This window comes from Ensifer sp. Root1252 (genome assembly GCF_001425885.1).
Lineage (GTDB): Bacteria > Pseudomonadota > Alphaproteobacteria > Rhizobiales > Rhizobiaceae > Ensifer > Ensifer canadensis.
The window spans coordinates 223263-245377 of sequence record NZ_LMDT01000056.1 but is presented as its reverse complement, the minus strand read 5'-3'; the positions used below and the strand labels follow the sequence as shown (position 1 = coordinate 245377).

General features: G+C 56.9%; 18 protein-coding genes and 2 pseudogenes. 9 read left to right on the top strand and 11 right to left on the bottom strand.

Going from position 1 to position 22115, the window contains the following annotated elements:
- Positions 1 to 15: 15 nt before the first annotated feature.
- Positions 16 to 303, bottom strand: coding sequence for a hypothetical protein (locus tag ASD02_RS33200; RefSeq protein ID WP_057205392.1), 288 nt, complete (start codon positions 301 to 303; stop codon positions 16 to 18).
- A 121-nt stretch (positions 304 to 424) separates the two neighbouring features.
- On the opposite strand from ASD02_RS33200, the pseudogene ASD02_RS33195 reads away from it, so the two are divergent.
- The 3 genes and pseudogenes from ASD02_RS33195 to ASD02_RS33185 form a co-directional block, all read left to right on the top strand.
- Positions 425 to 995: pseudogene (locus ASD02_RS33195) on the top strand (metallophosphoesterase); the annotation flags it as partial.
- Positions 996 to 1064: 69 nt separating this feature from the next.
- A pseudogene (locus ASD02_RS33190) lies at positions 1065 to 1940 on the top strand (alpha/beta hydrolase).
- 505 nt (positions 1941 to 2445) lie between these two features.
- Positions 2446 to 3552, top strand: coding sequence for an ATP-dependent DNA ligase (locus ASD02_RS33185; RefSeq protein ID WP_082555701.1), 1107 nt, complete (start codon positions 2446 to 2448; stop codon positions 3550 to 3552).
- Positions 3553 to 4188: 636 nt separating this feature from the next.
- Here ASD02_RS33185 and ASD02_RS33180 read toward each other — a convergent pair.
- The 3 genes from ASD02_RS33180 to ASD02_RS33170 are packed head-to-tail and all read right to left on the bottom strand — an operon-like array spanning position 4189 to position 6195.
- Positions 4189 to 5169: a DUF3618 domain-containing protein gene (locus ASD02_RS33180; RefSeq protein WP_057205394.1), complete on the bottom strand. Its 981-nt coding sequence runs from the start codon at positions 5167 to 5169 to the stop codon at positions 4189 to 4191.
- Positions 5169 to 5585: a phage holin family protein gene (locus ASD02_RS33175; protein WP_057205397.1), complete on the bottom strand. Its 417-nt coding sequence runs from the start codon at positions 5583 to 5585 to the stop codon at positions 5169 to 5171. Before ASD02_RS33175 ends, ASD02_RS33180 begins: the two co-directional genes overlap by 1 nt.
- Positions 5578 to 6195 (bottom strand): nutrient deprivation-induced protein, encoded by a 618-nt coding sequence (locus ASD02_RS33170; protein WP_347376843.1) that lies wholly within the window; start codon positions 6193 to 6195, stop codon positions 5578 to 5580. Before ASD02_RS33170 ends, ASD02_RS33175 begins: the two co-directional genes overlap by 8 nt.
- 451 nt (positions 6196 to 6646) lie before the next feature.
- Between ASD02_RS33170 and ligD the strand changes: the two genes are divergently transcribed.
- A complete protein-coding gene (ligD, locus tag ASD02_RS33165; protein ID WP_057221764.1) occupies positions 6647 to 9286 on the top strand; it encodes a DNA ligase D in 2640 nt (879 codons plus the stop codon).
- Positions 9287 to 9373: 87 nt separating this feature from the next.
- On the opposite strand, the gene ASD02_RS33160 is transcribed toward ligD, so the two are convergent.
- Positions 9374 to 11185 (bottom strand): YbhB/YbcL family Raf kinase inhibitor-like protein, encoded by a 1812-nt coding sequence (locus tag ASD02_RS33160; protein WP_162255937.1) that lies wholly within the window; start codon positions 11183 to 11185, stop codon positions 9374 to 9376.
- A gap of 541 nt (positions 11186 to 11726) precedes the next feature.
- Between ASD02_RS33160 and ASD02_RS33155 the strand changes: the two genes are divergently transcribed.
- Positions 11727 to 13259, top strand: coding sequence for a DUF1254 domain-containing protein (locus tag ASD02_RS33155; RefSeq protein WP_244494328.1), 1533 nt, complete (start codon positions 11727 to 11729; stop codon positions 13257 to 13259).
- Positions 13260 to 13486: 227 nt separating this feature from the next.
- On the opposite strand, the gene repC is transcribed toward ASD02_RS33155, so the two are convergent.
- The 4 genes from repC to ASD02_RS37800 all read right to left on the bottom strand — a co-directional run bounded on the left by repC (position 13487) and on the right by ASD02_RS37800 (position 17286).
- Positions 13487 to 14692, bottom strand: a complete 1206-nt coding sequence (gene repC, locus ASD02_RS33150) for a plasmid replication protein RepC (protein ID WP_057221721.1) — start codon at positions 14690 to 14692, stop codon at positions 13487 to 13489.
- Positions 14693 to 15291: 599 nt separating this feature from the next.
- Complete coding sequence (locus tag ASD02_RS33145) at positions 15292 to 15486, bottom strand: hypothetical protein (RefSeq protein ID WP_057205415.1); 195 nt, start codon at positions 15484 to 15486, stop codon at positions 15292 to 15294.
- A 538-nt stretch (positions 15487 to 16024) separates the two neighbouring features.
- Positions 16025 to 16375, bottom strand: coding sequence for a hypothetical protein (locus ASD02_RS33140; RefSeq protein ID WP_057205418.1), 351 nt, complete (start codon positions 16373 to 16375; stop codon positions 16025 to 16027).
- Between the two features lie 680 nt (positions 16376 to 17055).
- Positions 17056 to 17286 (bottom strand): hypothetical protein, encoded by a 231-nt coding sequence (locus tag ASD02_RS37800; RefSeq protein ID WP_309239243.1) that lies wholly within the window; start codon positions 17284 to 17286, stop codon positions 17056 to 17058.
- Positions 17287 to 18554: 1268 nt separating this feature from the next.
- Between ASD02_RS37800 and ASD02_RS39335 the strand changes: the two genes are divergently transcribed.
- The 3 genes from ASD02_RS39335 to ASD02_RS39330 are packed head-to-tail and all read left to right on the top strand — an operon-like array spanning position 18555 to position 20034.
- Positions 18555 to 19067: an alpha-amylase family glycosyl hydrolase gene (locus ASD02_RS39335; RefSeq protein ID WP_244494327.1), complete on the top strand. Its 513-nt coding sequence runs from the start codon at positions 18555 to 18557 to the stop codon at positions 19065 to 19067.
- 12 nt (positions 19068 to 19079) lie between these two features.
- On the top strand, positions 19080 to 19760 hold the full coding sequence (locus tag ASD02_RS40220) for a hypothetical protein (RefSeq protein WP_244494336.1): 681 nt from the start codon (positions 19080 to 19082) through the stop codon (positions 19758 to 19760).
- Complete coding sequence (locus ASD02_RS39330) at positions 19657 to 20034, top strand: DUF3459 domain-containing protein (RefSeq protein WP_244494331.1); 378 nt, start codon at positions 19657 to 19659, stop codon at positions 20032 to 20034. The genes ASD02_RS40220 and ASD02_RS39330 overlap by 104 nt, the downstream gene beginning before the upstream one ends.
- 34 nt (positions 20035 to 20068) lie before the next feature.
- Here ASD02_RS39330 and ASD02_RS33125 read toward each other — a convergent pair whose 3' ends face one another.
- Positions 20069 to 20371 (bottom strand): hypothetical protein, encoded by a 303-nt coding sequence (locus ASD02_RS33125; protein ID WP_063978410.1) that lies wholly within the window; start codon positions 20369 to 20371, stop codon positions 20069 to 20071.
- A gap of 210 nt (positions 20372 to 20581) precedes the next feature.
- Between ASD02_RS33125 and ASD02_RS33120 the strand changes: the two genes are divergently transcribed.
- Complete coding sequence (locus ASD02_RS33120) at positions 20582 to 21076, top strand: ferritin-like domain-containing protein (protein ID WP_057205427.1); 495 nt, start codon at positions 20582 to 20584, stop codon at positions 21074 to 21076.
- 168 nt (positions 21077 to 21244) lie between these two features.
- On the opposite strand, the gene ASD02_RS37795 is transcribed toward ASD02_RS33120, so the two are convergent.
- On the bottom strand, positions 21245 to 21634 hold the full coding sequence (locus ASD02_RS37795; protein WP_082555699.1) for a GFA family protein: 390 nt from the start codon (positions 21632 to 21634) through the stop codon (positions 21245 to 21247).
- Between the last annotated feature and the right edge of the window lie 481 nt (positions 21635 to 22115).

Genomic DNA, 22115 nt, shown 5'->3' with positions numbered 1-22115 from the left:
TCGGCCCCGGTGTAACTAGCTTGTTTTCTTGCGGAAGCCTCTTGGATTGGCCGATCGATCGCCGAGCTTTGACCGTGCCGCCTCTGAGATCATAGGGCTGTAGCGCACCGGCTTGCCAAAGATCTCGACTAGGAGTTCGACCTGGCCTTCAGTTTTGCCGCGGTGCTGGAGGAAACTTCCCCTGCGGTTCTCAGCCAGGGCGAGGTGCGCTGTTCTTGGCCGATCCCTCAGGACGTTCTTTTCAACTAAACAGATGTCCTGGTGGGTGTCTTGAAAGGGATCGAGGGTTTTTCCCGTAAGCATCACAGCTCCGATCACGTTCGAGGGATGACGAGGGCCGAACGTCGAGGCGGGGTCAAAGTTCCTCTATAGAGCGAAAAACTGTCTCAGTTTGATGAGGGGAACCAGCGAGCGCGTTCGCAATCCGCGCGAGGCTGAGCTTCTTGTTGCCGATCTGCGATCCTGCTCCATTCCGGTGGTCGGCGTTTTGGGAAATCACGATTACGAATGTGGCCATGTGGAGGAAGTCAGGGCGATCATCAAAAGCTCGGGGATGCATCTTCTCGAAGGACAAGCGGTGGACCTAAATGGCGTCGGCTTCGCCGGGGTCAAAGGCTTTGCAGGGGGGGTTTGGTCGGTTCATGCTAAGCTCTTTCGGCGAGCCCGCAATCAAAGCCATGGTGGCCGAAAGCGTTGAAGAGTCGATGCGGCTCGAAAACGCCCTTCGCCAGATCCGATCGGAGCGGGCGATGGTCGTGCTTCACTATGCTCCCATCGTTGAAACAGTGGAGGGCGAGCCAATTGAGATTTATCCCTTCCTCGGATCATCCCGCCTTGCTGAGACCATCGACCGATTTCCCGTCTCTGCAGTCGTTCACGGTCACGCTCATCGCGGAAAGTACTCTGGTAAAACCCCAGCAGGCGCGCCAGTTTACCATGTCGCATCTCACATCGAAAAACCGACCGGAAAAGCTTATGCGCTCCTCGATTTGTAGGGCCGTCAGCGGATGTTAGCGGTAAGCAGCCGCATGCGGCCCAACAGCGGTTTTGCAGAAGACGAACTTATGGATGAAACGGTTTTTGAGAACTTTTCGCTTGAGATGATGACCGTGACGAATGGTACCTTGCGTGTGCGTCACGGGGGCTCTGGTCCGCCCCTTGCTGCTCCACGGACATCCACGCACACACATGACTTGGTGGCAGGTCGCAAACAAGCTCTTTTCGAAGTTCACTATTGTTTGCCCGGATCTGCCAGGTTTTGGCCAATCGTACTTGCCAAGGGACACGCCAGATCATGCCGGATCCTCGAAGCGCACCAAAGCGAGCGATTGCATGGAACTCATGGACTATCTCGGCCACCACCGCTTTGCCGTAGCTGGCCATGACCCCGGCAGCTATGGCGCCTATCGTGCCGCCATGGACTTTCCCGATCGTGTCGAACGGCTGATTGTGATGGACGGCGTTCCTATTCTCGAAGCGTTGGAGCGCGCCAACGAGAAATTTGCCCGTCTCTGGTGGCATTGGTTCTTCTTCGGCACTTCGCATCGACCTGAACGCGCGATTGGTGCCGACCCTGACGCTTGGTACGTTGGCTCGGCGCAGTTCATGGGCAAGGAGGCTTTCAATGACTATCTGGTCGCAACGCGAAACCGCAAGTGATTCATACGATGATCGAAGATTACCGAGCAGGCCTTGGTGTCGACAAGGCTCATGATCTTGCTGACCGGGAAGCCGGAAAGACGGTCATGTGTCCGACATGTCTTTTGTGGTCGAAGCGCGATGACCTGGAAGAATTGTATGGTGATCCACTTTCGATCTGGCGACCTCGGGCACCAGGTATCGTTGGTCGCAATATCGACAGCGGCCATCACATGGCTGAGGAAGCTCCACACGAAGTTGCCGCGGCGATCATCGCCTTCCAGCATGGATCAACGCCATGAGCTCCCTGACCTGACGAGGCAAACAGTCCGTTGACATTGAGCGTGAGACTTCCATCGCCCAGCCTTCGGTCATGCTGGGCGACGACACGAACGCTTTTCTGCCAAGCACATCGGCTTCCTGCAAGTGCTGACTTGCGTAGCAGCAACACTTCTGTCTACCGCAGAATCGCCATGCTGAAAAAAACAAAAAATATCAAAATGGGAACCAGTCCTTTTGCCCGAGGTTAGGGCGGCACGTCACGTAGAATACAACGGTTTACCGGAGGAAACAGGACACGGGTGATCAGCAGCAAGGTGGCCAGGCCAGGGTGGCCACAGAGTGGTAGCCAGGGCGGCCAAGGCGGTCATCACGGCGGCGGTCAAGCGTACAGCAGCGTGGCAAGCGGGGAGGTGCCAACGCTATCGCATCTTCCACCGTGGCCTGATTTACTGAGGGGTCTTTCTCAGCTGACGCGTTCGGTAATCACCCAGTGCCAATGCAGCATTGCCGCAGAAACGAGGTGTGATGGCAAAACAGGTTTCGCAAACAAATCTGAACTTTGGAATATCGATAGAAACCGAACCCATGGAAGCGCGTTCAGCGGATCAACTCCCATCAGGAGAGGGTTGGCAGTATGAGCCGAAGTGGGACGGTTTCCGATGCCTCGCTTTCAAGAAGGGTCGTGAAGTCGACTTGCGGGCAAAGTCAGGCAAGGGGCTCGCCCGCTATTTCCCGGAGATAGTGGCATTCCTCGCTGCGCTGCCAGCTGATCAGTTCGTGATCGATGGTGAGCTTGTCATCGCGATCGACGGGGAACTTTCTTTTAACGCCTTGCAAATGCGACTCCATCCAGCGGAAAGCCGCATCAGGACATTGTCGATCAAGACACCAGCAAGGCTAGTCGCCTTCGACATGCTAGTAGACACAAACGGTATGTCCCTCCTCGCCAAGAGCTTAGGATGCCGCCGCGCCAGGTTGGAAGCACTGGCGAAAACCGTAGCGGACGGAGAACATCTCTTGCTGTCGCCGTCCACCAACGACGTCGCTGAAGCCCGCCGATGGTTGTCCGACGCAGGAGGCGACACAGACGGCGTGATATGCAAGCGCATCGATGCCCCCTATCTGCCTGGTGAGAGGGCAATGACGAAGGTTAAGCGGCTTCGAACGGCCGACTGCGTTGTCGGCGGTTTTCGATATGACAGCAACGGCAAGCTGGTCGGATCCTTGTTGCTCGGGCTCTACAATGACAATGGTGAACTCGACCATGTCGGCTACACCTCCACGATAAGGAACGACGAAAAACCAGAGCTCACAGCAAAGCTTGAGGCCTTGCGCGAGGCACCTGGCTTTACAGGCAAGGCTCCGGGAGGTCCGAGCCGTTGGGCTACAAAGCGCACTTCGCAGTGGCAGCCCCTTAAACCTACTATGGTGGTCGAGGTCAAATTCGATCAGATTACGGGACGCAGATTTAGGCACGGGACAAAGCTCCTTAGATGGCGCCCAGATAAGAAGCCATCCCAGTGTGATTTTAGGCAGATCGAACCGGCTGCGGTCATCAGCGCCCAGGCAACAATGCCCGCAGGCGTCCAGACCGCCACGAAGCCGTCGAGCCGTAGAGCGCAACGCGGCTGATTATCTTCAGCCAAACTGCTCTCGACTTACCAGGGCGAAGCCTGGAACTTGTTTCGATTTCGCGGTTTGCACACCATCGAGATCAATCAGGATCACGATCAAGGGAGTAATGAGAAATGGCAGCAACAAGCAAACCAGGTGCAAAGTCGGCAGGTAGGAAGGACGCTGCCACGAAAAAGAGCACGTCCTCGGGCAAACAAGGCGGAAGTCACGAGCAGAACGCGAAAGCCGGCCAGCAGAGCCACAAGAACACAAAATAAGCGAACAAGAGCCCGTCCTGAATACGGGCTCTTGTTCACAACGAGCTTCCTCGACCGAGATAGCCTATGTTCGCGCGGTGCCTCCGCCGAACGCCTCCACCTCCGACCCCAAGCCTGTTCACAAGATCACATGCTCACTCGTGAACAGGAATTCTTGTCAGCCGCTGGAGAGCTAGCCCACCTTAAATGCGTGGCTCACGAGAACGTGGGAACGCCAAGGTGAGCGCGGCTATTCGTTGTTAGCTCAACACCTTCGCCGCTCCCTCACAACAGCGATACTGGTGAACAACTCGCCAGCTTCGTCCAGACCGCCCACAGGCTGTGATACCGATCGCAGCACCAGCGCGACCGTTCACCGTGGATGGCGCGATTAGCGCTAACGGTCCGTCTTTACTTGTTCAACTTCTTCCATGACGCGATCCCTGGCGACATTATGAACGTCCGAGGCGACGTGGACAGCGGTCTCGTAGACATCAGATGCCATCTCCTTGCCTTCTTCGACAAGTTCGGAGGTTTGCGCGGCGATATTGGTCTTTACAGCATCTGCCGCCTCTCCGAGAACTTCGTCTTCCATGTCAGTATGCGGTAGCGAAGCACCGATGGCGGCTCCGACGGCAAACGCCAGTGCCCCACCAACAAGCGGCTGGTCGCGGAAATGCGTCAGGATAGCATCATTAAGGCGATGGGACTGGTCTTTGAGAGTTGATCCTGCCGCAGATGACGAACCGACCACGGCGCTAGCCGTGTCCATGGCTCTTCGAGCAACATCACCAGCCGTGTCCTTGACCTTGTTCCAACTCGCTGACGCCCAACCAGTAGAGGCATCGAGCACCGCACCGGCCTCATCGGTAATATTCGAGATCTGCTTGCCAGTGGCATCTGCAAACCCCCGATAGGCCTTTCCGCTTGCGTCAAGAAAGTTGCCGGCACGGCGACCCGCGCTGTCGGTCAGAGCCCGGAAACGCTGTCCAGCTTCGTCGGTGAAATGGCTGTAGCGTTCCTCGCCAACCATTTCCGGCGGACCAACGCGCCGCACGGATCCATACGCGGTATAAAGCGGATAAGGTTCTTCGAACGGTACTGCATCTCTGTCCGGGGCTGACCCTTGCTTGGCCATCAGCCAGGCGAGGCTCACCCCCAACAGGGCCACGGGCAAGGGGTTTGCTTTCAACGCATTGCCGAGGTTGCTGACATACTCGGCCCCGCCGCTGCCCTTGGCATAGGCAATCACTTCATCGACGAGCTGCCCGGGGGACATACGCTCCTGGATCGCACCTATACGTGCTTCGATCCGTTGACGGTCGGCGTCAATTTCCTGCTGAATGTCCGCCGAGGATTTTTCTGACGATTGGTCCATCACATTTTCTCCTTGACGACATCGACATCGCGGCGAAGCGATGCGGTCGTGCGGTCAAGCTTGAAATTGGAGCCCCGCAATGTTGCGAGACCTTTGGAAATGAGCGCCCAAGCAATCAGGCCAACCACCAGGCCGACGACTAGGGCGGACGTCGCATTGGCGGTGACCTCGTTCATTCCGTTGCTGACGAGAGACGCGGCAAGACCGCTCACCAGCGCACTCAGCAACACTCCAACCGCGCCGATCGCAAAAATCAGCCCAATCATGAGGACTTCGACGCCGCCGAGGGCCTTTGCCACCTTTTCGGAGGCCTCGGTCTTTGCAAGATCAATCTCCTTCCTCAAGAGGCCTGAGACATCTGAAACAAGGCCGCCAACAAGTTCGGAAAGGGGCATCTGATCGGTCGTTTTAGCCATTGTCACGCCCTCCTACTTGGGAGCCCGCCCCAGGGGACTGAAAGTCACCGGCAGCCGATTTGCTGGCTGCAGCATGACTGGAAGCGCGTCGTGCAGACGCCGCCAGGAACCTGCTCGCAGCGACCCCGGCCAGTGCAGCCAACCCCAGGAATGCGACCGGCTGCTTGCGGCCAAAATCTTCGGCCATTCCGGCTATTTCACCGAGGTCTCGGCCTTCCATATTCCTTGCAACCGCTGCGACACTTGCGCCGATCTGCTTTGCGTATCGGCCTACTTCCGGCTGATCACCCTTTTCGAGCTCAGCACCCACTTTCTTTAGAGCAGTCGCGATCCCCGCCGTTTGACGCGCCGCGAACGTCGTTTGTTGTGCCAGCGTGTCTTGCACCCTTTCCATCGCCGTGTTCGCGCTGTCCTTAACGGCATTCGTTGCAGCGCTTAAATCGTCGCTCACCCTCGCTTTTAAGTCGCTGAGACTGGCGGGTTTTGCTCCATCTGTGGTGCTTTCGGCGAACCCGGGTTCGGCTGGGGGCATAACGTCCCCCTGTTTGATCTGGTTGGTTGGGTCTGGCATGGCTTCCTCACGAGGTGTTTCAGGCAGCGACTGCTGCACTTTGCGCTCCAACCACAAGGCAATGCCTTTGTTCCGTCACCTCGAGGGCAACTGCGTGGAATAGGATTGTTCTGGTTCGGAGTGTCGCAACCATTCCTGGAGCAGGTAACTGGCCGCCACCAACGAGCGGCAATACCCATCCCGTAAAGGGACCATAACGCATATCTAGCGGTCATCTGCTCGCTGGACAAAGCCTTGCCCCTTGCACACTTGCCACCATGGCCCCGTGTGCGCTGCAGCAAAGCCTCAAGGAATGTCATCCTCAATGGCGCAGGATAAGGAGCCTGCCCCAATCATCTGCCGCCGGACCGGTTTTGCAGGTCGCCTAACAATAGCTCTCCTAGCAAGAACCAAACACTCGGCCAGCCAGGAACTTTCATCGCCTGAGGGGCTTTATCTAGCTAAGGCAAGTCTCCCCCGGAAGGTCCATTTAATGTCAGTCGAGGGCGTCATGGCGAGTGAGAAATTATCCAGCTACCGACAGAAACGCGATTTCGAAAAGACCCGTGAACCAAGCGGTCAAGCGGAGGTAAAGCCCTCTAATCGCCGGCGCTTTGTCATTCAGAAGCATGACGCCAGGCGTTTGCATTACGACCTCCGCCTCGAGCTTGATGGCGTATTCAAATCATGGGCCGTGACGAAGGGGCCGTCGCTCGATCCGCACGATAAACGCCTGGCCGTAGAGGTCGAGGATCATCCCCTCGACTACGGAGATTTTGAAGGCACCATCCCCAGGGGTCAATACGGCGGCGGAACGGTGATGCTGTGGGATCGCGGCTACTGGGAACCGGAGGGGGAAGAGGCTCCGGACGAGGCCTTAGCCAACGGTGACTTGAAGTTCACGTTGGAAGGCGAACGTCTGCAAGGCAGCTTCGTGCTCGTGCGCATGCGCAACGATCGCAATGGCAGCAAACGCACCAACTGGCTGTTGATCAAACATCGCGACGAATATTCCGTAGACGAGAACGGTGCGTTTGTCTTGGAGAAGAATGGCCGTTCGGTTGCATCAGGCCGCACCATGGAAGCCATCGCGTCAGGAAAAGGACGACAGCCTACGCCCTTCATGTCGAAAGACGGAGGATTGGAGGCCGACGCTGTTTGGGACAGCAAGCACGGATTGGCCGCAAAACAGCAAAAAGCCGGTCGTAGGACGAGCAAGAAGCCAGCAAGCAGCACACGCGGACTCGCACCAGATTTCATCCCGCCGCAGCTCTGCGAAACATTGGCACGTCCGCCCTCGACTGAAGGCTGGGTTCACGAAATCAAATTCGATGGCTACCGTATCCAAATGAGGGTCAAAAACGGCGACGTCACGCTGAAGACCCGAAAGGGCCTGGATTGGACCGCAAAATATCCAGCCATTGCCAAGGCGGGAGCCTCTCTTCCCGACAGTATACTTGACGGTGAGGTCTGCGCGATCGATGAAAATGGGGCGCCCGATTTCGCGGCTCTCCAGGCAGCCCTCTCAGAGGGGAAGACTGATGACCTAGTCTACTTCGCCTTTGATCTCCTGTTTGCCGAAGGCGAAGACCTGCGGGCAAAGCCACTTACAAACCGCAAGGAACGACTAGCTGCGATGCTGTCGAAAGCTGGCGATGATCCGCGCGTTCGTTTTGTTGAGCATTTTGAAACGGGCGGAGATGCGGTCTTGAAGTCGGCCTGCCGACTTTCACTTGAAGGCATTGTTTCTAAACGGGCGGACGCGCCCTATCAATCGGGCCGAACCGTTACTTGGGCGAAATCAAAATGCCGTGCGGGACATGAGGTAGTGATCGGCGCCTATTCAACAACCAGCGGCAAATTCCGCTCCTTACTTGTCGGCGTTAATCGCGGTGACCATTTCGTTTACGTCGGGCGGGTTGGCACGGGTTACAGTGCCAAGACAGTTAAGAGCATCTTGCCCAAGCTGCAGGCGCTTGAGGCGGCGAAATCTCCGTTCACCGGCATAGGGGCGCCCAAGAAGAAACCCGGTGTCGTGTGGCTCAAGCCCGAGCTTGTCGCCGAGATCGAGTTCGCCGGCTGGACGGGAGACGGGCAGGTGCGCCAAGCGGCGTTCAAGGGTCTTCGCGAAGATAAACCGGCCCGAGAGGTCGAAGCGGAAGTGCCCGCCTCCCCGAAGAAGGCGAAGGTTGCGGATCCCGAAACACCAGCAGCATTGCCGACACCTCCTCGCAAGAAAAGCAAAGCCGAAGTGATGGGGGTGCTGATTTCCAACCCTGAAAAGCCGCTATGGCCGGATAGTGGTGATGGCGAGCCAGTGACGAAGGTCGATCTTGCCCATTATCATGAGGCTGTGGGCTCTTGGCTTATCGAGCACATCAGAGGACGCCCCTGTTCGATCATCCGAGCGCCCGATGGGATTAATGGTCAACAATTTTTCCAACGGCACGCTTTGCCTGGTACCTCGAACTTGCTCGAGCTCGTCACGGTCTTCGGTGACAAGAAGCCATATCTCCAGATCGATCGGGTCGAAGGCCTTGCCGCCATCGCTCAGATAGGCGGCATAGAGCTGCATCCTTGGAACTGCGAACCCGGTGAACCCGAGGTGCCCGGACGCCTTGTGTTCGACCTCGATCCCGGCCCCGGAGTGGCGTTTGATCGCGTCATCGAAGCGTCGCGAGAAATCCGCGACCGCCTGGAAGCACTCGGTCTTGTCAGTTTTTGTAAGACAACCGGAGGGAAGGGACTGCACGTCGTCACCCCCCTCGCAGCAGCCAAAGGCAAAGCCCTGAACTGGTCTGTGGCCAAGCAGTTCGCCCACGATGTCTGCGAGGAAATGGCGCGCGACAATCCAGATCATTATCTGATCAAAATGGCAAAGAACCAGCGGGAGGGACGCATCTTTCTCGACTATCTGCGAAACGACCGAATGTCGACAGCAGTTGCGCCGTTGTCGCCCAGGGCCCGTGACGGGGCAACCGTCTCGATGCCCCTGAATTGGAACCAGGTAAGAAAGGGCCTTGACCCGACACGCTACACCATCCGCAGCGTGCCAGACCTATTGGCAAAGAGCACCGCCTGGCAGGACTATTGCAACAGTCAGCGCTCGCTCGCAACGGCGATCGAACGGTTGGGCGGTACGGCTCGGTAAGCGTAGCGTGGGATGGGCAGAATCTCACAAGATCTTGGACCGCTGCACAAGAGCTGGTCTCCCAATACGCTCGTCGAACACTCGCTTTCAACGAGTGCCTTCGCGCTGGAACGTCCCGATAACCTGACCCTTGGCGAGTACGTGTCCGTTCATGGCTGTAATCAGGGCGTCTCTTGTCATCCCAGGATCGAGCCCTAGCGTCTCCACGTCCAGCGCAAAAATTTGGAAGTGATAGTTATGAGCAGGATCACCGACCGGCGGTTTCGGACCGATATAGCCGAGCGATCCAGCCGAATTCATGCCTTGCTTTGCATCTTTTGGGTGCGAGAGGACCGGATCATTCGGCAGGCCCTCCCTCAAGTGATTGAGATTGCCTGGCAGGTCATAGGCTAACCAGTGAACGAATGGCTTCGGCGTTGCAGCATCGGGATCATCAACGATAATGACGAAGGATCTCGTTGCCTCGGGCGCGCCGCGCCAGCCCAGCGTCGGCGAAGCACTTTCACCGTCTGCGGCATAAGACAGCGGGATCGGTTTCTTGTCAGCGAAAATTGCGTTGAGTTCTATTGGAGCGGGGGACTTCGCCACAAGCAGCTCGATCGCGATTTTCGATGGAGGAAGTTCGCGGTAAGTATTGGGGGTGTTCATTAAGCTTGACTGCGAGCCGTTGACTTCGCCCGAGTATGAGACCCGGTATACCAAGCCATTCGAATCATCGGCGACGAACAAGGAACCATCCTTGCCGACCGCAATGCCCGCCAATCGTCCGAGGTAACCGTATCTGCCGTTCTCCTGGCGTAGCAAGAAACCCTGGAGAAACTTTTCGAAAGCTTTCGGCTGGCCATCCTCAAAGTTGATGCGAACGACCTCATAGCCGCTGGGAGGACGGCGGTTCCACGATCCGCGCATTGCCACAAAGGCGTCTCCCCGAAAATCCGACGGAAACATAGTGCCCTGATAGAAGGCCATCTGCATCGGCGCGCTGTGCGCAGTGTAGCCGAGCACCGGCTCAGTCGATAGCGCGGCCCACTTTGACAGGGTTATGCCTTCCGCAGGATTGATATGAGGGTTGAATTCGCCGGCGCCGAATATGTATGGCCAGCCATAGCGCTTGCCCTGCTCAAGGTGGTTGAGTTCTTCGATCTGCACCTCATCACCCAACCAGTCGATACCGTGATCAAACCCATAAAGAGCCCCCGTGGTCGGCTCCCAATCGAACCCGATCGTGTTGCGCAGTCCGCTGGCAAATATCGATCTCGAGATTCCATCCTTTGACGCCCTCAATATGGTGGCGTTTTCAGCATTACTCTCCTGACATTCGTTGCAGGTACTGCCAACGGAAATGTAAAGCATGCCGTCGGGCCCGAGACCCAACGTTCGGTTCGCATGTTGGCCGGCATCGGGAAGATCGTTGATGATACGCGTCAGAGGTCCGAAAGTGCCATCCTCTTTGACCGGAGCAGTGTAGACGTCATTGACGGTGATCAGAAATACGTCGTTTTCATCGAAAGCAATGCCGTGCATGCCGGGTCGGCTGGCAACCGTCCGTACCGTTTCCGCTTTGCCGTCGCCATTGTCGTCTTTCAACATGATTACGTCCCCAACGGACCGACGAGTTGCATAAAGAACTCCTGACTTGGAGACTGCAAGCATACGGGGGTTCACCAGGTTCCTCGCAAATACTTCAACCGTGAAGCCTTCCGGCGCCTTGATTAAAGCTGTGAGCTTCTTGTCGTCCGGCACGGCGAGTTTCTCCGGCTCCAGTACGGAGCTTTCGATTGTGACATCCGAGAACTCTCCTGCCGTGCCTTTCATCTGCGCCGAGGCAGTCGCTGACAGGGTGAGGGCGGTAGTGAGAAAGAGCATCTTACTGAGGTGAGTTGCCAATGGGGAATGCATCAACATCCTCCTGCTGTCCTGGACAAACAACCAAGGGACCGCCTTGTTCCGCAAAGTTCGCCTATCTCTCAAAGACTGTAGGCTCGATCATAACCAGTTGCATCTGCCGCAGGGCGCAGAGCCGTTTCTCACACGTTGATGATAAGTGCTCTCACGACCCGAGTGCGAGGCGAACTGGGAGCGCCGAACGGTCCACCGGGGGCTGGCGCGGTGAGGGAGTTGGACCGTCCGGCTTCTTGCGAACACCCAACATCTGCTGCGGGTGTATGTTCCGCCTCAAAAGACTTTTTGTTCGAGTTTCATCCGACCTCCCCAGGAGATACTTCTGAGGCTCCTGCGCGTTGGCGTGCGAGACAACGGCCGCGCATAGCAGCGCCATTGCGAAGCGTGTTGGTGTGCGAGCGATCTTCATGTTTCCCCCTTATAGAGTAGCCTAATGACAAATCATCGGAAGTCCTGAGTAAATCCAGAAAGCCCAGACCATGAGCCCACCAAGCACGGTCAGCGCAAGCTGCCCGAACAGATTGTCACGCCGGATAGAGTGGAGAGCAGCATCGGCACCCTGCAATTCAAGGACGGCGCTCCGAGCAAGGAGACGGTGGAGAAGGCCTTCGATTATCTGGACCTGATGCATGGCGTCGAAGCCTTCGTGAACGCCTACCAGGGCGCTTCCGTGGCTGCCATCTTCAAGGGTGTGCAGGATATTGGCGTTCCCAACAACACCGCCTTGATCTTCTCCGAACTGATGGACGCCAAGTCCCTGTTTCTGACGGCGAACGCAGACACCATCTATTTTTGGGTGAACCTGGACGTCACCGATGGGCCGATGGTCGTTGAGACGCCACCGCAATCGCTCGGAGTGGTCGACGACATGTGGTTCCAGTGGATCACCGACTTTGGTTTGCCGGGTCCCGATCGTGGCGAGGGGGGCAAGTATTTGTTCGTTCCGCCCGGCTATGAGGGCGAATTGCCTGAAGGCGGCTATTTCGTTCAGAAGATGCGCACGACGCGGGCGACGCTGCTGGGACGGTCGTTCCTCGAAAAAGACGACCCGAAGCCGGTCGCCGCTCTGATCAAGAAGACGCTTAAAGTGTATCCCTATGTGCCTGGCGGATATGGCACCAGCATCGGCTCGGCGTTGCAGGGTAAGGCGACATTGGCCCGCACCCCGGACCACAAGCTGGACTGGGAATTCCTTCGGCCCAAAGAGCCGGTTAAGTTCACCGAAGGCACTGGCAAAGTCATCAACACGATACCACCAAGCGACTTCAGCTACTTCGAGATGCTGAATGACGTGGTGCAGAAGGAGCCGCTCGGGGCGCTCGACCCGGAGATCATGGGATCGCTGGCCGCCATCGGGATCGTCAAGGGCAAGCCGTTCGAGCCGGACGCGCGGATGAAGAAAATCCTCACCGACGCGGCGGCAATCGGTAATGCTGCGGCGCGGACTCTGAACTTCAAATGGCGTCCGTCAGACGGTGGCTATTACTACCCGAACTCTACATGGTTCAACCCGCTTTTCCTCGGTGGTTACGATATGGAAACGCCGCCGCCAGAGGTTAGCCCCGAGGGCGTGATTAGCGTCAACCCACCCACTGGTGCTCGCACCTTGAACGTCCGGACGACAATGTTCTTCGGATATACATTTATTACACCCGCGATGATCATGCGGCTGACCGACATTGGCTCGCAGTACCTGGTTCAGACCGTCGATTCCAAAGGCGAGTATTTTGACGGCAACAAGACCTACAAGGTCTCCTTGCCCGCAAACATTCCCGCCGGGAAATTCTGGTCCTTTACCGTCTACGACAACCAGTCGCGCTCGATGCTCGACACGCCGCAGCGGTATCCTCGCGCCGGCAGCCAGAGCTACCCGTCCTCCGCCGCCGTAGCGGCCGCCGACGGCTCCACGACGGTGTATTTTGGTCCCACGAAACCGGAAGGAGTCAGTGATGGCAACTGGATCCAGACCGATCCAAAAAAAGGCTGGTTCACGATCCTGCGCCTCTATAGTCCACTGGAACCGTTCTTCACGAAAGCATGGAGGCCGAGTGAAATCGAGTTAGTCAAATAATCAGTTTCCGACGGGCGGCCGCCAACCAGTGGCCGCTCCTATACCCCCATCCCCGAGCCGACGCCCATTATGACCGCATTGGGGCACTTTCCGGACGAAGCCCGACAGCTCACACGCAAGCTGCCACTAGCGCGACCAGCTTCAGGCGGCATTCCCCGAAACTGGAATTTCCCTTCTCATTCAGATGCGTAACCCGGGTTTGGTGTCTTTGCTGCCCAATGCCGCACTTAACCCATCCCTTGTCCATTTGCCCGCATCAGCGCCATGATCATTGGACCGAGCGAAAACCTTCCGCCGCGAGCCTTGGCGGTCAGGTCCCGAAGGTAGCCGCCGGCGGAAGTGATGTGACCGGCTCTCTCGAGAATGCAGGCGAGGGTCGTTGCGGCATTCTCCGGGCCCATCGCCTCGCAAGCTTCCTGATAGGCAGACGGACTAACACCGAGCATCGAGCGCACGGTCACCGCCGCCACCATCAAATCGCGCCAACTGGATATCGTCCCATAAGGTCCGTAGGGAACAATCTCAGGGCATGCTTTCAGCACAACCTGAATCGGGAAGATCGTCATTTCCCCCTTTTCACGGGGGTTGGTTGGCTCGGATTTCGCCTTTGGCTCATTTCCAGAGCCAAGTTCAAGTTCAGATAGGGAGTGGGGGTTTGAATTATGTAAGTGCCGATCAATATGATCGGCATTGCCGCTCATATCCTTCGATTTAAACTTCAATTCCAGCCGGCTGGTGACCTCTTCTCGCAGCATCTCGAATTCCTCAAGCGCGTCCTCCGCCTGCTGCCTGGTCGGGCGTCGAACAAGCGTCTGGGTCATAACTCGCAATCGCTCTTGGACCGCGAACCAGTCTCCTGGTGCCCCCTCTTCCAGCGCGACTACTATGAGCTTCGAAACGTCACGGCGGCAGATGGTCAATCGCTCGCGCAACCGCCGCAGTTCTTGCCTTTCGTTTGCTACTGATATGGCAATCGCTGTGATCTCTTCGGCACGCACGAGAAGCGGCGCGACAGAAAAGCCAAACGCTTCGCTGATGCCACCCGACTGGTCCTTGCGTGCGTAGCGCTTTCCGTTGGCACTATCCTTTCGAACCAAGACGCCCGCGTTGATCAAGGCAGCGAGATGTCGGCGCAAAGTCGCTTCGGCCATCCCATGCGCCCGACGAGCAAGCTGCGAATTGGAGGGAAAGACTACAAGCCCGTTTTCTTCACTGATCTCGTCGTGTGGGTAGAACGTCAACAAAGCATTCAGCACCAGCAGCGAACGCTCACTGAGGCCGAAATGCAACCTTGCATCGCATAACGACTGGAACAGCTTCCACTTTCCGGCCGTTTGTCCCGGTTCAATTTGTCGGGAAAGCACTTGGGTGGCCAACATGCCAAGCGTCATCGCTCGCCGCCCGAAGGGCGTCGTTACAGCATCTCTCTCCATCGTCCATTTCACCTTGCTAAAGGCAAAAGAATGCCGCTCACCGGAACGTGCCGATGCTGCACTTGATGCAACTTAATGTGGAGAGTTCTTTCTCTTTCTCGCTACAGATCGAGAAGGGCTCCACAACGGAAACGTCTGGCGGTCTTTATTCCTCTGCGTTCCGACTCCTGTTTCATCTTCTCCGCACAAATCCGGCCAACGCCAGTCTTAAGCGAAGCACTTTGCCACATCGAACTGGCCGCGAGGTCGACTTTTCCGCCCGCAGTGCAGCCAATGGGCTCCAATTGCCGATCACACACCGATTCTGTTGGCGTCAGCAAGGCCCGCGCAACTGGCAATTCGGGCTTGCCTTGTCGGATTCACGATTCTTTTGGCATCGCACGGACTTCCGGCTCGCAAATTCCAGCAGTTCAAAGAGGTGACAGAGGAGCGAGGCGAGAAACGAGAGCTGGTTCGAACCTAGATCTACTATTCGCAATCACGGTGGAAAGGGAGAGGATAGGGAGGCCTTTTATGTCAAAGGCGCTGATCCCAACGCATGCCGGCACACGCGTTACCGTCTTTCTATTTTTCTGGTAAAGCGCCAGAAGTCGCCTATCTTAGTGCAGGCTTGAAAATTCTAGCGCTGGTGCCAGCTCTTCGGCGGCCAGTTCACTTACGGCTACGAGTACCTCTCCGGCCGCGTAACCTGATCTGATTGCTCGCTCGATCAGCTCGTGAAGTTCGATCTCCATCATGTCCCTGCAATCGGCCAAGCGCTCCGCGTCGATGATAAGTCTATCCACGGTCTGCATAAGCGCTCCTTTTCTCGATCTTGCGACCTCGCCTAGCCAGGTCGCGGGAAGGGACCATGCCCGGTGCTAATCAAACGCTTGCTTGTCACGGAAGTTCCTAGGGCGGACACCGCTGGAGATCACCCGCCGCTTCACGACGAAGGCGAAAGGATCCCATCCGGGATGCTTGGCCTACCAGGTCTTCTGATCGCTGATTTGGTCGGTACGCCAGGATAGGCCGCAATCCCCCGCGGCATCAAAGTGCAAGGGTACCAATTACCGGCGGAAGGGCGCAAAGAAAAACCGTTACGGATAGACGCACAACCGTCCAGAAATCCTGCTGTTTAAGTCGAGATATACAAGCGAAGCGCATATCCAAGCGCTCATCTCGCGGCACCAAGAAAGCGGCACGAATAACCGTCGCCTCCGCCCTTTCAGTCGCGCGGAACCGACGAGTGTACTGATAGTCAGTTTGAGCGCCGGGGAGTTGCTCTCCCGGCAAATCTTGGCAGATGCGGGACGCGACAGTTTCAAGCTTCGCATCCCGCGTCTGTCGGGCTCAGCGAACGTATATGATCAATGCGCCGTCCGCGGCCTGTTCGGCGCCTGCGATGTTTTCCATCTCGATTTTTTGCGATTTCAGCTGCTCGGCAAGGGCCTTATTGCCTTCGACCGCCGTGAGCAACGCTTTGCGTTGTTCGGGAGTCGCTTTTTCCACCCACATGCGCGTCTGGTTCGCTTCCGCCAGCGTGCTGACCTGAACAACGCTAACCTTGTCGCCCTTGAAGTCAGTCACCGTTTTCTCAATGTTGGCCGGCCAGTTCATTTCGGCACCCTGGGCATAAGCAATTTCGCTGATGCTTAAGACGGAGAGGGCAACAATCGCGGATAAAGTCGCAATGCGGTTCATTATATGCTCCTTCCTTGGGGGTTTGCCTGGCCGGTTGGCCAAGCGCGTGGTGCAAAAGGGTAAACAAGGCTCAAGATCCACAGCTCGGCGGACAACCGGGCTGGGTCGGGTTATATTCTAAGACGTTTTTCGCCCGAGCCCTGCAACCCTAACATGATAGTTGCTCGGCGGATAGTGCCCCGATACGGCCGGGAGGACGAAGACGTGAACAGCAAAACCGAAACAGCAACTCTCACATTTGTATGCCAAACGTCACTGCCGCATCCTCACGCGGCGAGCTTGCGCGCCATCCGTCGACGCTTTTTCGCTTTCCCGGCTCACGACATGCTGGGGCCGCTCGGCAAAGGGTTCAGCCACCAAGGTCGCCGGGTTGCGGATCTAGTGCCCAGGTAGCTCTCGTTCAGATACTTGTTGCAGATCATCGTAGGCCTGCCGATCTGGCCGGGAGGAACGCAATCGCGATCATTCGATGACGCCGCGATCGCTGAAAACGCCTTACGATATAGCGCATCGAGGTGCAGTCGGTGCCATAGGGTGTGCCGTACTTGCCGGGATCTCCAGTTCTGTTCCGAAATGCAGGCGGCGCTGCGCTGCGCAAGACGTCAGCGGCTTCTGTGATGCGGCCATCCTTGAGGGGCTTGCACGGCTAGAGCGCGCCTCGCAATGCGTGACGCCGGGGGCTATAAGATCTCGCGGCGCCGCCATTCACGGTAAGGAGCCATGAGTTGACCTGGAAAACGTCTTTCGATTTCGGTTTCCACAAGCGCGATCGTTGCCAAGACGGCTTGGTCTGGTACCGATTGTCGCTCACTTTCCTTTTCCAGTTCGCCCATGCGGGTAAACAGTTCGTCATCCGTCATCGCTCGAAGCTGTTCGGAAAGCGCTACTACATCTCTATCGGCAGATTTCACGACTTCTCACCTGTTCAATTCAAGGGGAGGGAGCACGCCAGTGTGCGGATTGTTTTTTCCTTCCACGCCGTCATTGCGCTTTCACCTCTCCGGTCCCGGTAGTTGGAGCCTTTCCATTCCGATTTTCTCTTTGTCTTGACGACATTCGTTTGTTCACCCGACTTCCCTTTTGCAGGGATGACGTTCATACCAGGAACTAACTGCTGATCCTGACAAAGGTTCCCAGCCGCGCGACCAGTCGCTTCTTCTCTTGATCGCACTACGACGGGAGCAGGCAAGACCACCGAACTTGCCTCGACGATGCAGCAGGTGGCAGCGCAGGCCCATCACGGAGCGTGCTGCAGCAGTGGAACGAAAACAGTGCCGGTTTGTTGGGTCTTGACTGACGGCAATGCATGTGATGCGACGGGCCGATACCACAACACCATGTCCCGACGGAGGTTTGAATCATGGTGGCCGTAATATTGTTAACCGTTGGGTCCCTTCCCATTCTTGCGGCTCTCTGGCTCCTGTGGTTTGGTCCAGCTTGGACGCCCGACCGACAAATACATTAGAGCCTGGAATATCCTGCACCGTCTCGTTGCCGCGGATCCGCAAGAGCATGCGTCGCCATGAGGCCCTCTTGGTGAGCCCCGAGCTTAGGCGACATTACGCTGGTCAGCGTCTATGCCAAGCACCCTTCCAGGCAGAAAACAGTCAGATCGGATGCCGCAGGAAGTGCGGTGCCAGCTAGCGTCCTTGGAACTTGGCTCAAAGTTCACGGTTAGGCTCCATCCCTCTCCCTTCGAGTGATGCCGGCTAATGGAGGATGTAAGATGAGTCCGAGTGCGCACGAGGCACTGATCAGCCGGCGTTTTCCCATTGGGGCAGAACCGATGCGGGAAGGGGTATCCTTTCGAGTGTGGGCGCCGGCGCGCAAGCGCGTTTCGGTCGTCACCGATAATGGACATTACCCACTCCACGCTGAATGGAATGGATATTTCTCTGGCCTCGTAGCTGGTTTGGGCATCGGGACAAACTATCATTTGGACCTCGATAATGACGGGGTCCTGGAAGCCGAACCTGCTTCCAGGTTCCAGCCACTCGGACCGACGGGACCCTCGCAGGTCATCGAACCGTCAGATTTCATCTGACGCGACCAGGGCTGGACTGGGGTACCCCCGCAAGGCCAAGTAGTCTACGAGCTACACGTCGGCATTTTTACGCCAGAAGGGACCTGGACAGCAGCGCGACAACGGCTGCAACATCTGCGCAATCTCGGTGTAACGGTGATCGAGATGATGCCAGTGAACGAATTCCTGGGCAGCTTCGGCTGGGGCTATGATGGCGTTCTACTCTTCGCTCCCACGCGACTTTACGGCACGCCGGACGATCTGAGGTCGTTCGTGGACGCCGCGCACGCTGTCGGCATCGGTGTTATTCTTGATGTCGTCTACAATCACTTCGGGCCCGGGGATCGATTTGATCGATTCGCTGCATCGTATTTTAAGGGCGAACGCAACGAGTGGGGCAGATCGCTGAATCTGGACGGTGACGGTTGTGATGCAGTCAGGACCTATTTCATCTGCAATGCTGTCTGCTGGATCGAGGAGTTTCACTTTGATGGGCTGAGGATTGACGCCACTCAGGCACTTGAAGACAAAAGCGAGAAGCACATTGTGGCAGAGATGGCGAACGCCTGTCGACGGGCAGCGGGCGTGAAGAAGCTGTACCTGCTCGCCGAAAACGAACCTCAGGACGCGAACTTGGTCCGAGACACAGAACGAGGGGGCTTGGCATGAACGCCGTTTGGAATGGATTTCCATCATTCGTCCAAGGTTGCGCTTACCGGTCGGCGCGAGGCCTATCTCTACGACTATCGGGGCCAACCGCAGGAATTCGTGTCGGCAGCGAAATATGGTTACCTTTTCCAGGGCCAAAGATACAACTGGCAGAACAAGGCCCGGGGCAAGCCAGCGCGCGATCTGCTTCCGGCGAATTTCGTGCATTTCCTCGACAATCATGATCAAATCGCGAACTCGGCGAGCGGAAAATGCATCCATCAGTTGACGAGCGGCGCACGCCTCAGGGCAATGATGGCGCTTCTTATTCTCGGACCTCAAACGCCGATGTTGTTCCAAGGGCAAGAGTTTTCAGCGAGCACACCTTTCCTCTACTTCAGCGACGCTGCAAAGGACAACAGCTCGAGCGTACGAGATGGGAGATTTGCTTTCCTGTGGCAGTTCGCGAGTTACAGGGACCAGCAAATCAGACGGAACATGCCCGATCCGTGTGATCGATCAACATTCGAGCGTTGCAAGCTTGCTTCGGATGACGCCGGGCGCGATGGAGACATGCTTGCACACAGACCTGATCGCCCTACCGCGGTGCATTCCGGTCGTTGGCGAAGGGGAGCCGCCGGCAGCGGTGGATGGAAGTGTTTTGAGCGATCGCTGCCTCTTATTGCGATACCTCACCGCGCAAGGCAAGGATGATCGCCTTCTGCTCATAAATCTCGGTCGTGATCTGGTGATTGCCAGCCTGGCCGATCCTTTATTCGCTCCTCCGGAGTTTCACCACTGGACAATAGTCTGGTCTAGCGAGGATGTTCGATATGGAGGAGGCGGGCAACAACGGCCCGCCGATCTTGATCGACGCTGGGTGCTACCTGGCAACACAGCGCTGTTACTAACGCCCGAAGCGAGAGGGCCCCAACGGGTTCCGTCAGCAAAGGATGTTGCGGACTGGCAGGAGCATCTCATCGGCTAGTGTTGGCCATCTCCTTTTTGAACCAGCTCGAGGTTTATGTTCCTCGGCCCTGTCGCGACTCAAGCAAATCGGAGAGCCTGTCGTTGCCGGTGTCCGACCAGTTCGTGTTCGGAATTATTTCCAAGACGAGCCGCATTTCCAGCAGCAAAATACGGTCCTCGTTCATGACCTGCACGCTAATCATCGACACGGGATCTAGCGGCAGTCCATCTGCTGCCATTTCAGCAAGTGTTACCTTCGCCTCCGCGAGAGCGGATTTTTCGTCAGGGAACTCGAAGCCACGATCATCGGCGCTAAACCCCTCTTGATCGGTCGTCCTGAAATAAAACAACGGCATGCCTAATCTCCGCCCGATAACGGCGTTGTTGGCGAGATGTCGCCATGGTGGCTTGGTTGTAGCCTCTCAAGATAACTTCATCGCGAGAGATAGGTTCCGAATGGTCCCGTAAGCGGGAGGCCGGAGAGCCAGGCTGTGATCGAGCTGCACACGAGCCCGGAACTTTTTGCTGCAAGTCAGGTTAGAGTATCCTCAACCAAGGAGGAACACATGGCTGAAGCAAATCTGGAGAAGCTTTTTCACGAGACTCTGAAGGATATCTACTACGCTGAACGTCAGATCTTGAAGGCGCTGCCGAAGATGGCCCGTGCCGCCCAGTCAAGTGACACCAAGGCCGCGTTCGAGAAGCATAGAGACGAGACGGAGGGGCATGTGGAACGGCTCCAGCAAGTCTTTGAACTCATCGGGAAACGTGCCCAGGGCAAGACCTGTGAGGCGGTCCAGGGTTTGATTGCTGAGGGAGAGGAGATCATCGAAGAGTTCAAAGGCTCACCGGCGATCGACGCTGGCCTCATCTCTGCTGCCCAGGCAGTTGAGCATTACGAAATCGCCCGATACGGCACGCTGAAAACCTGGGCCCAACAGTTGGGTCTTAAGGACGCAGTCGCCTTGCTCGACGCCACCCTTCAGGAGGAAGGCGCTACGGACAAGAAATTGACCCAGTTAGCGGTTAGCGCGGCAAATATGAAGGCAAAGGCAGCTTAACCTGCAACTACGGTGAGCCAGTAACCGCCGTGCCCCGCTCTAACACTGGGCGCAGTGGTGCTGGCTCACCGGCCAAGCTTGGGCTATGGGACACTTCTCCCAAATGTAACCGAGCTTGGCGCTTTGCGTCAAAGAACCCGGACGGGTGGCGGGGCGAACAGAGAAACCTCAATCGCCTGATGGGGGTCGGCGATCCTCCCAATGTTGCTCGGCTCCGTCAATCGGAAGCAACCATGGTTCGCGGCGTTTGACCCAGAGTTCATAAGTGGGAAGATATGAAGTTGGCGCATCGGCCAGCGTACCCAGTTTGATCTCGACTTCATTCCCCTCACAGCTGAACATCCTGGAGCCACATCGAGGACAGAACCTTCGCCCTTCGTAGAGCACTGTATTACCAGCTGCGTCGAATTCGCTTTGCGGCCAAACACCAAAGAAAGTGAACGCCGAGCCGCTTTCCTGTCGACAATCTGTGCAATGGCAAATCCCGACCCGCAACGGCGGCCCGCGAACTTCGTATTTGACCTGACCGCAACGACAGCTACCAAGCCGGTTGATCATCGAAGCAACCCCAGTCTCACCGAGGGCGCAAAGCTTGGCTCATGCATCCGTCATTCGTCCCGTCCAGATTCGAAAGCTCAGCCAAACGCCGTGAGGTTCGTTGCCGCGTTGGTTCGGTCGACGAGCTGGCCTTTCTCGCTTTTACACCAGCGATCTCCGAACAACGGCGTTCGATGTTCAATGTTCCCTTTCCCAAAACTTAGCTGACCATAGTTCGCGAGAGACCAATTGCGAGGTGGTTTCAGCCTGCTCGCGGTCGCCCCTCGACGTAACCCGCTGTTTGCAGGGTGGGCGTCACTAAGTGAAAAATCAAAGGCACTCGGCTTGAGCGATTTTGGTGCAAGGCCGGCTCGCTACCCCCGCACATTCTCAGGGAACGATCATACACAAATTGAGTTCGAAGGATGATGCGCCGGACGACCGCCGGCAAGCTCGGAGGGAGATTTGAACTTGGCTCGTAACTGGAAGCATCTCTGCATCG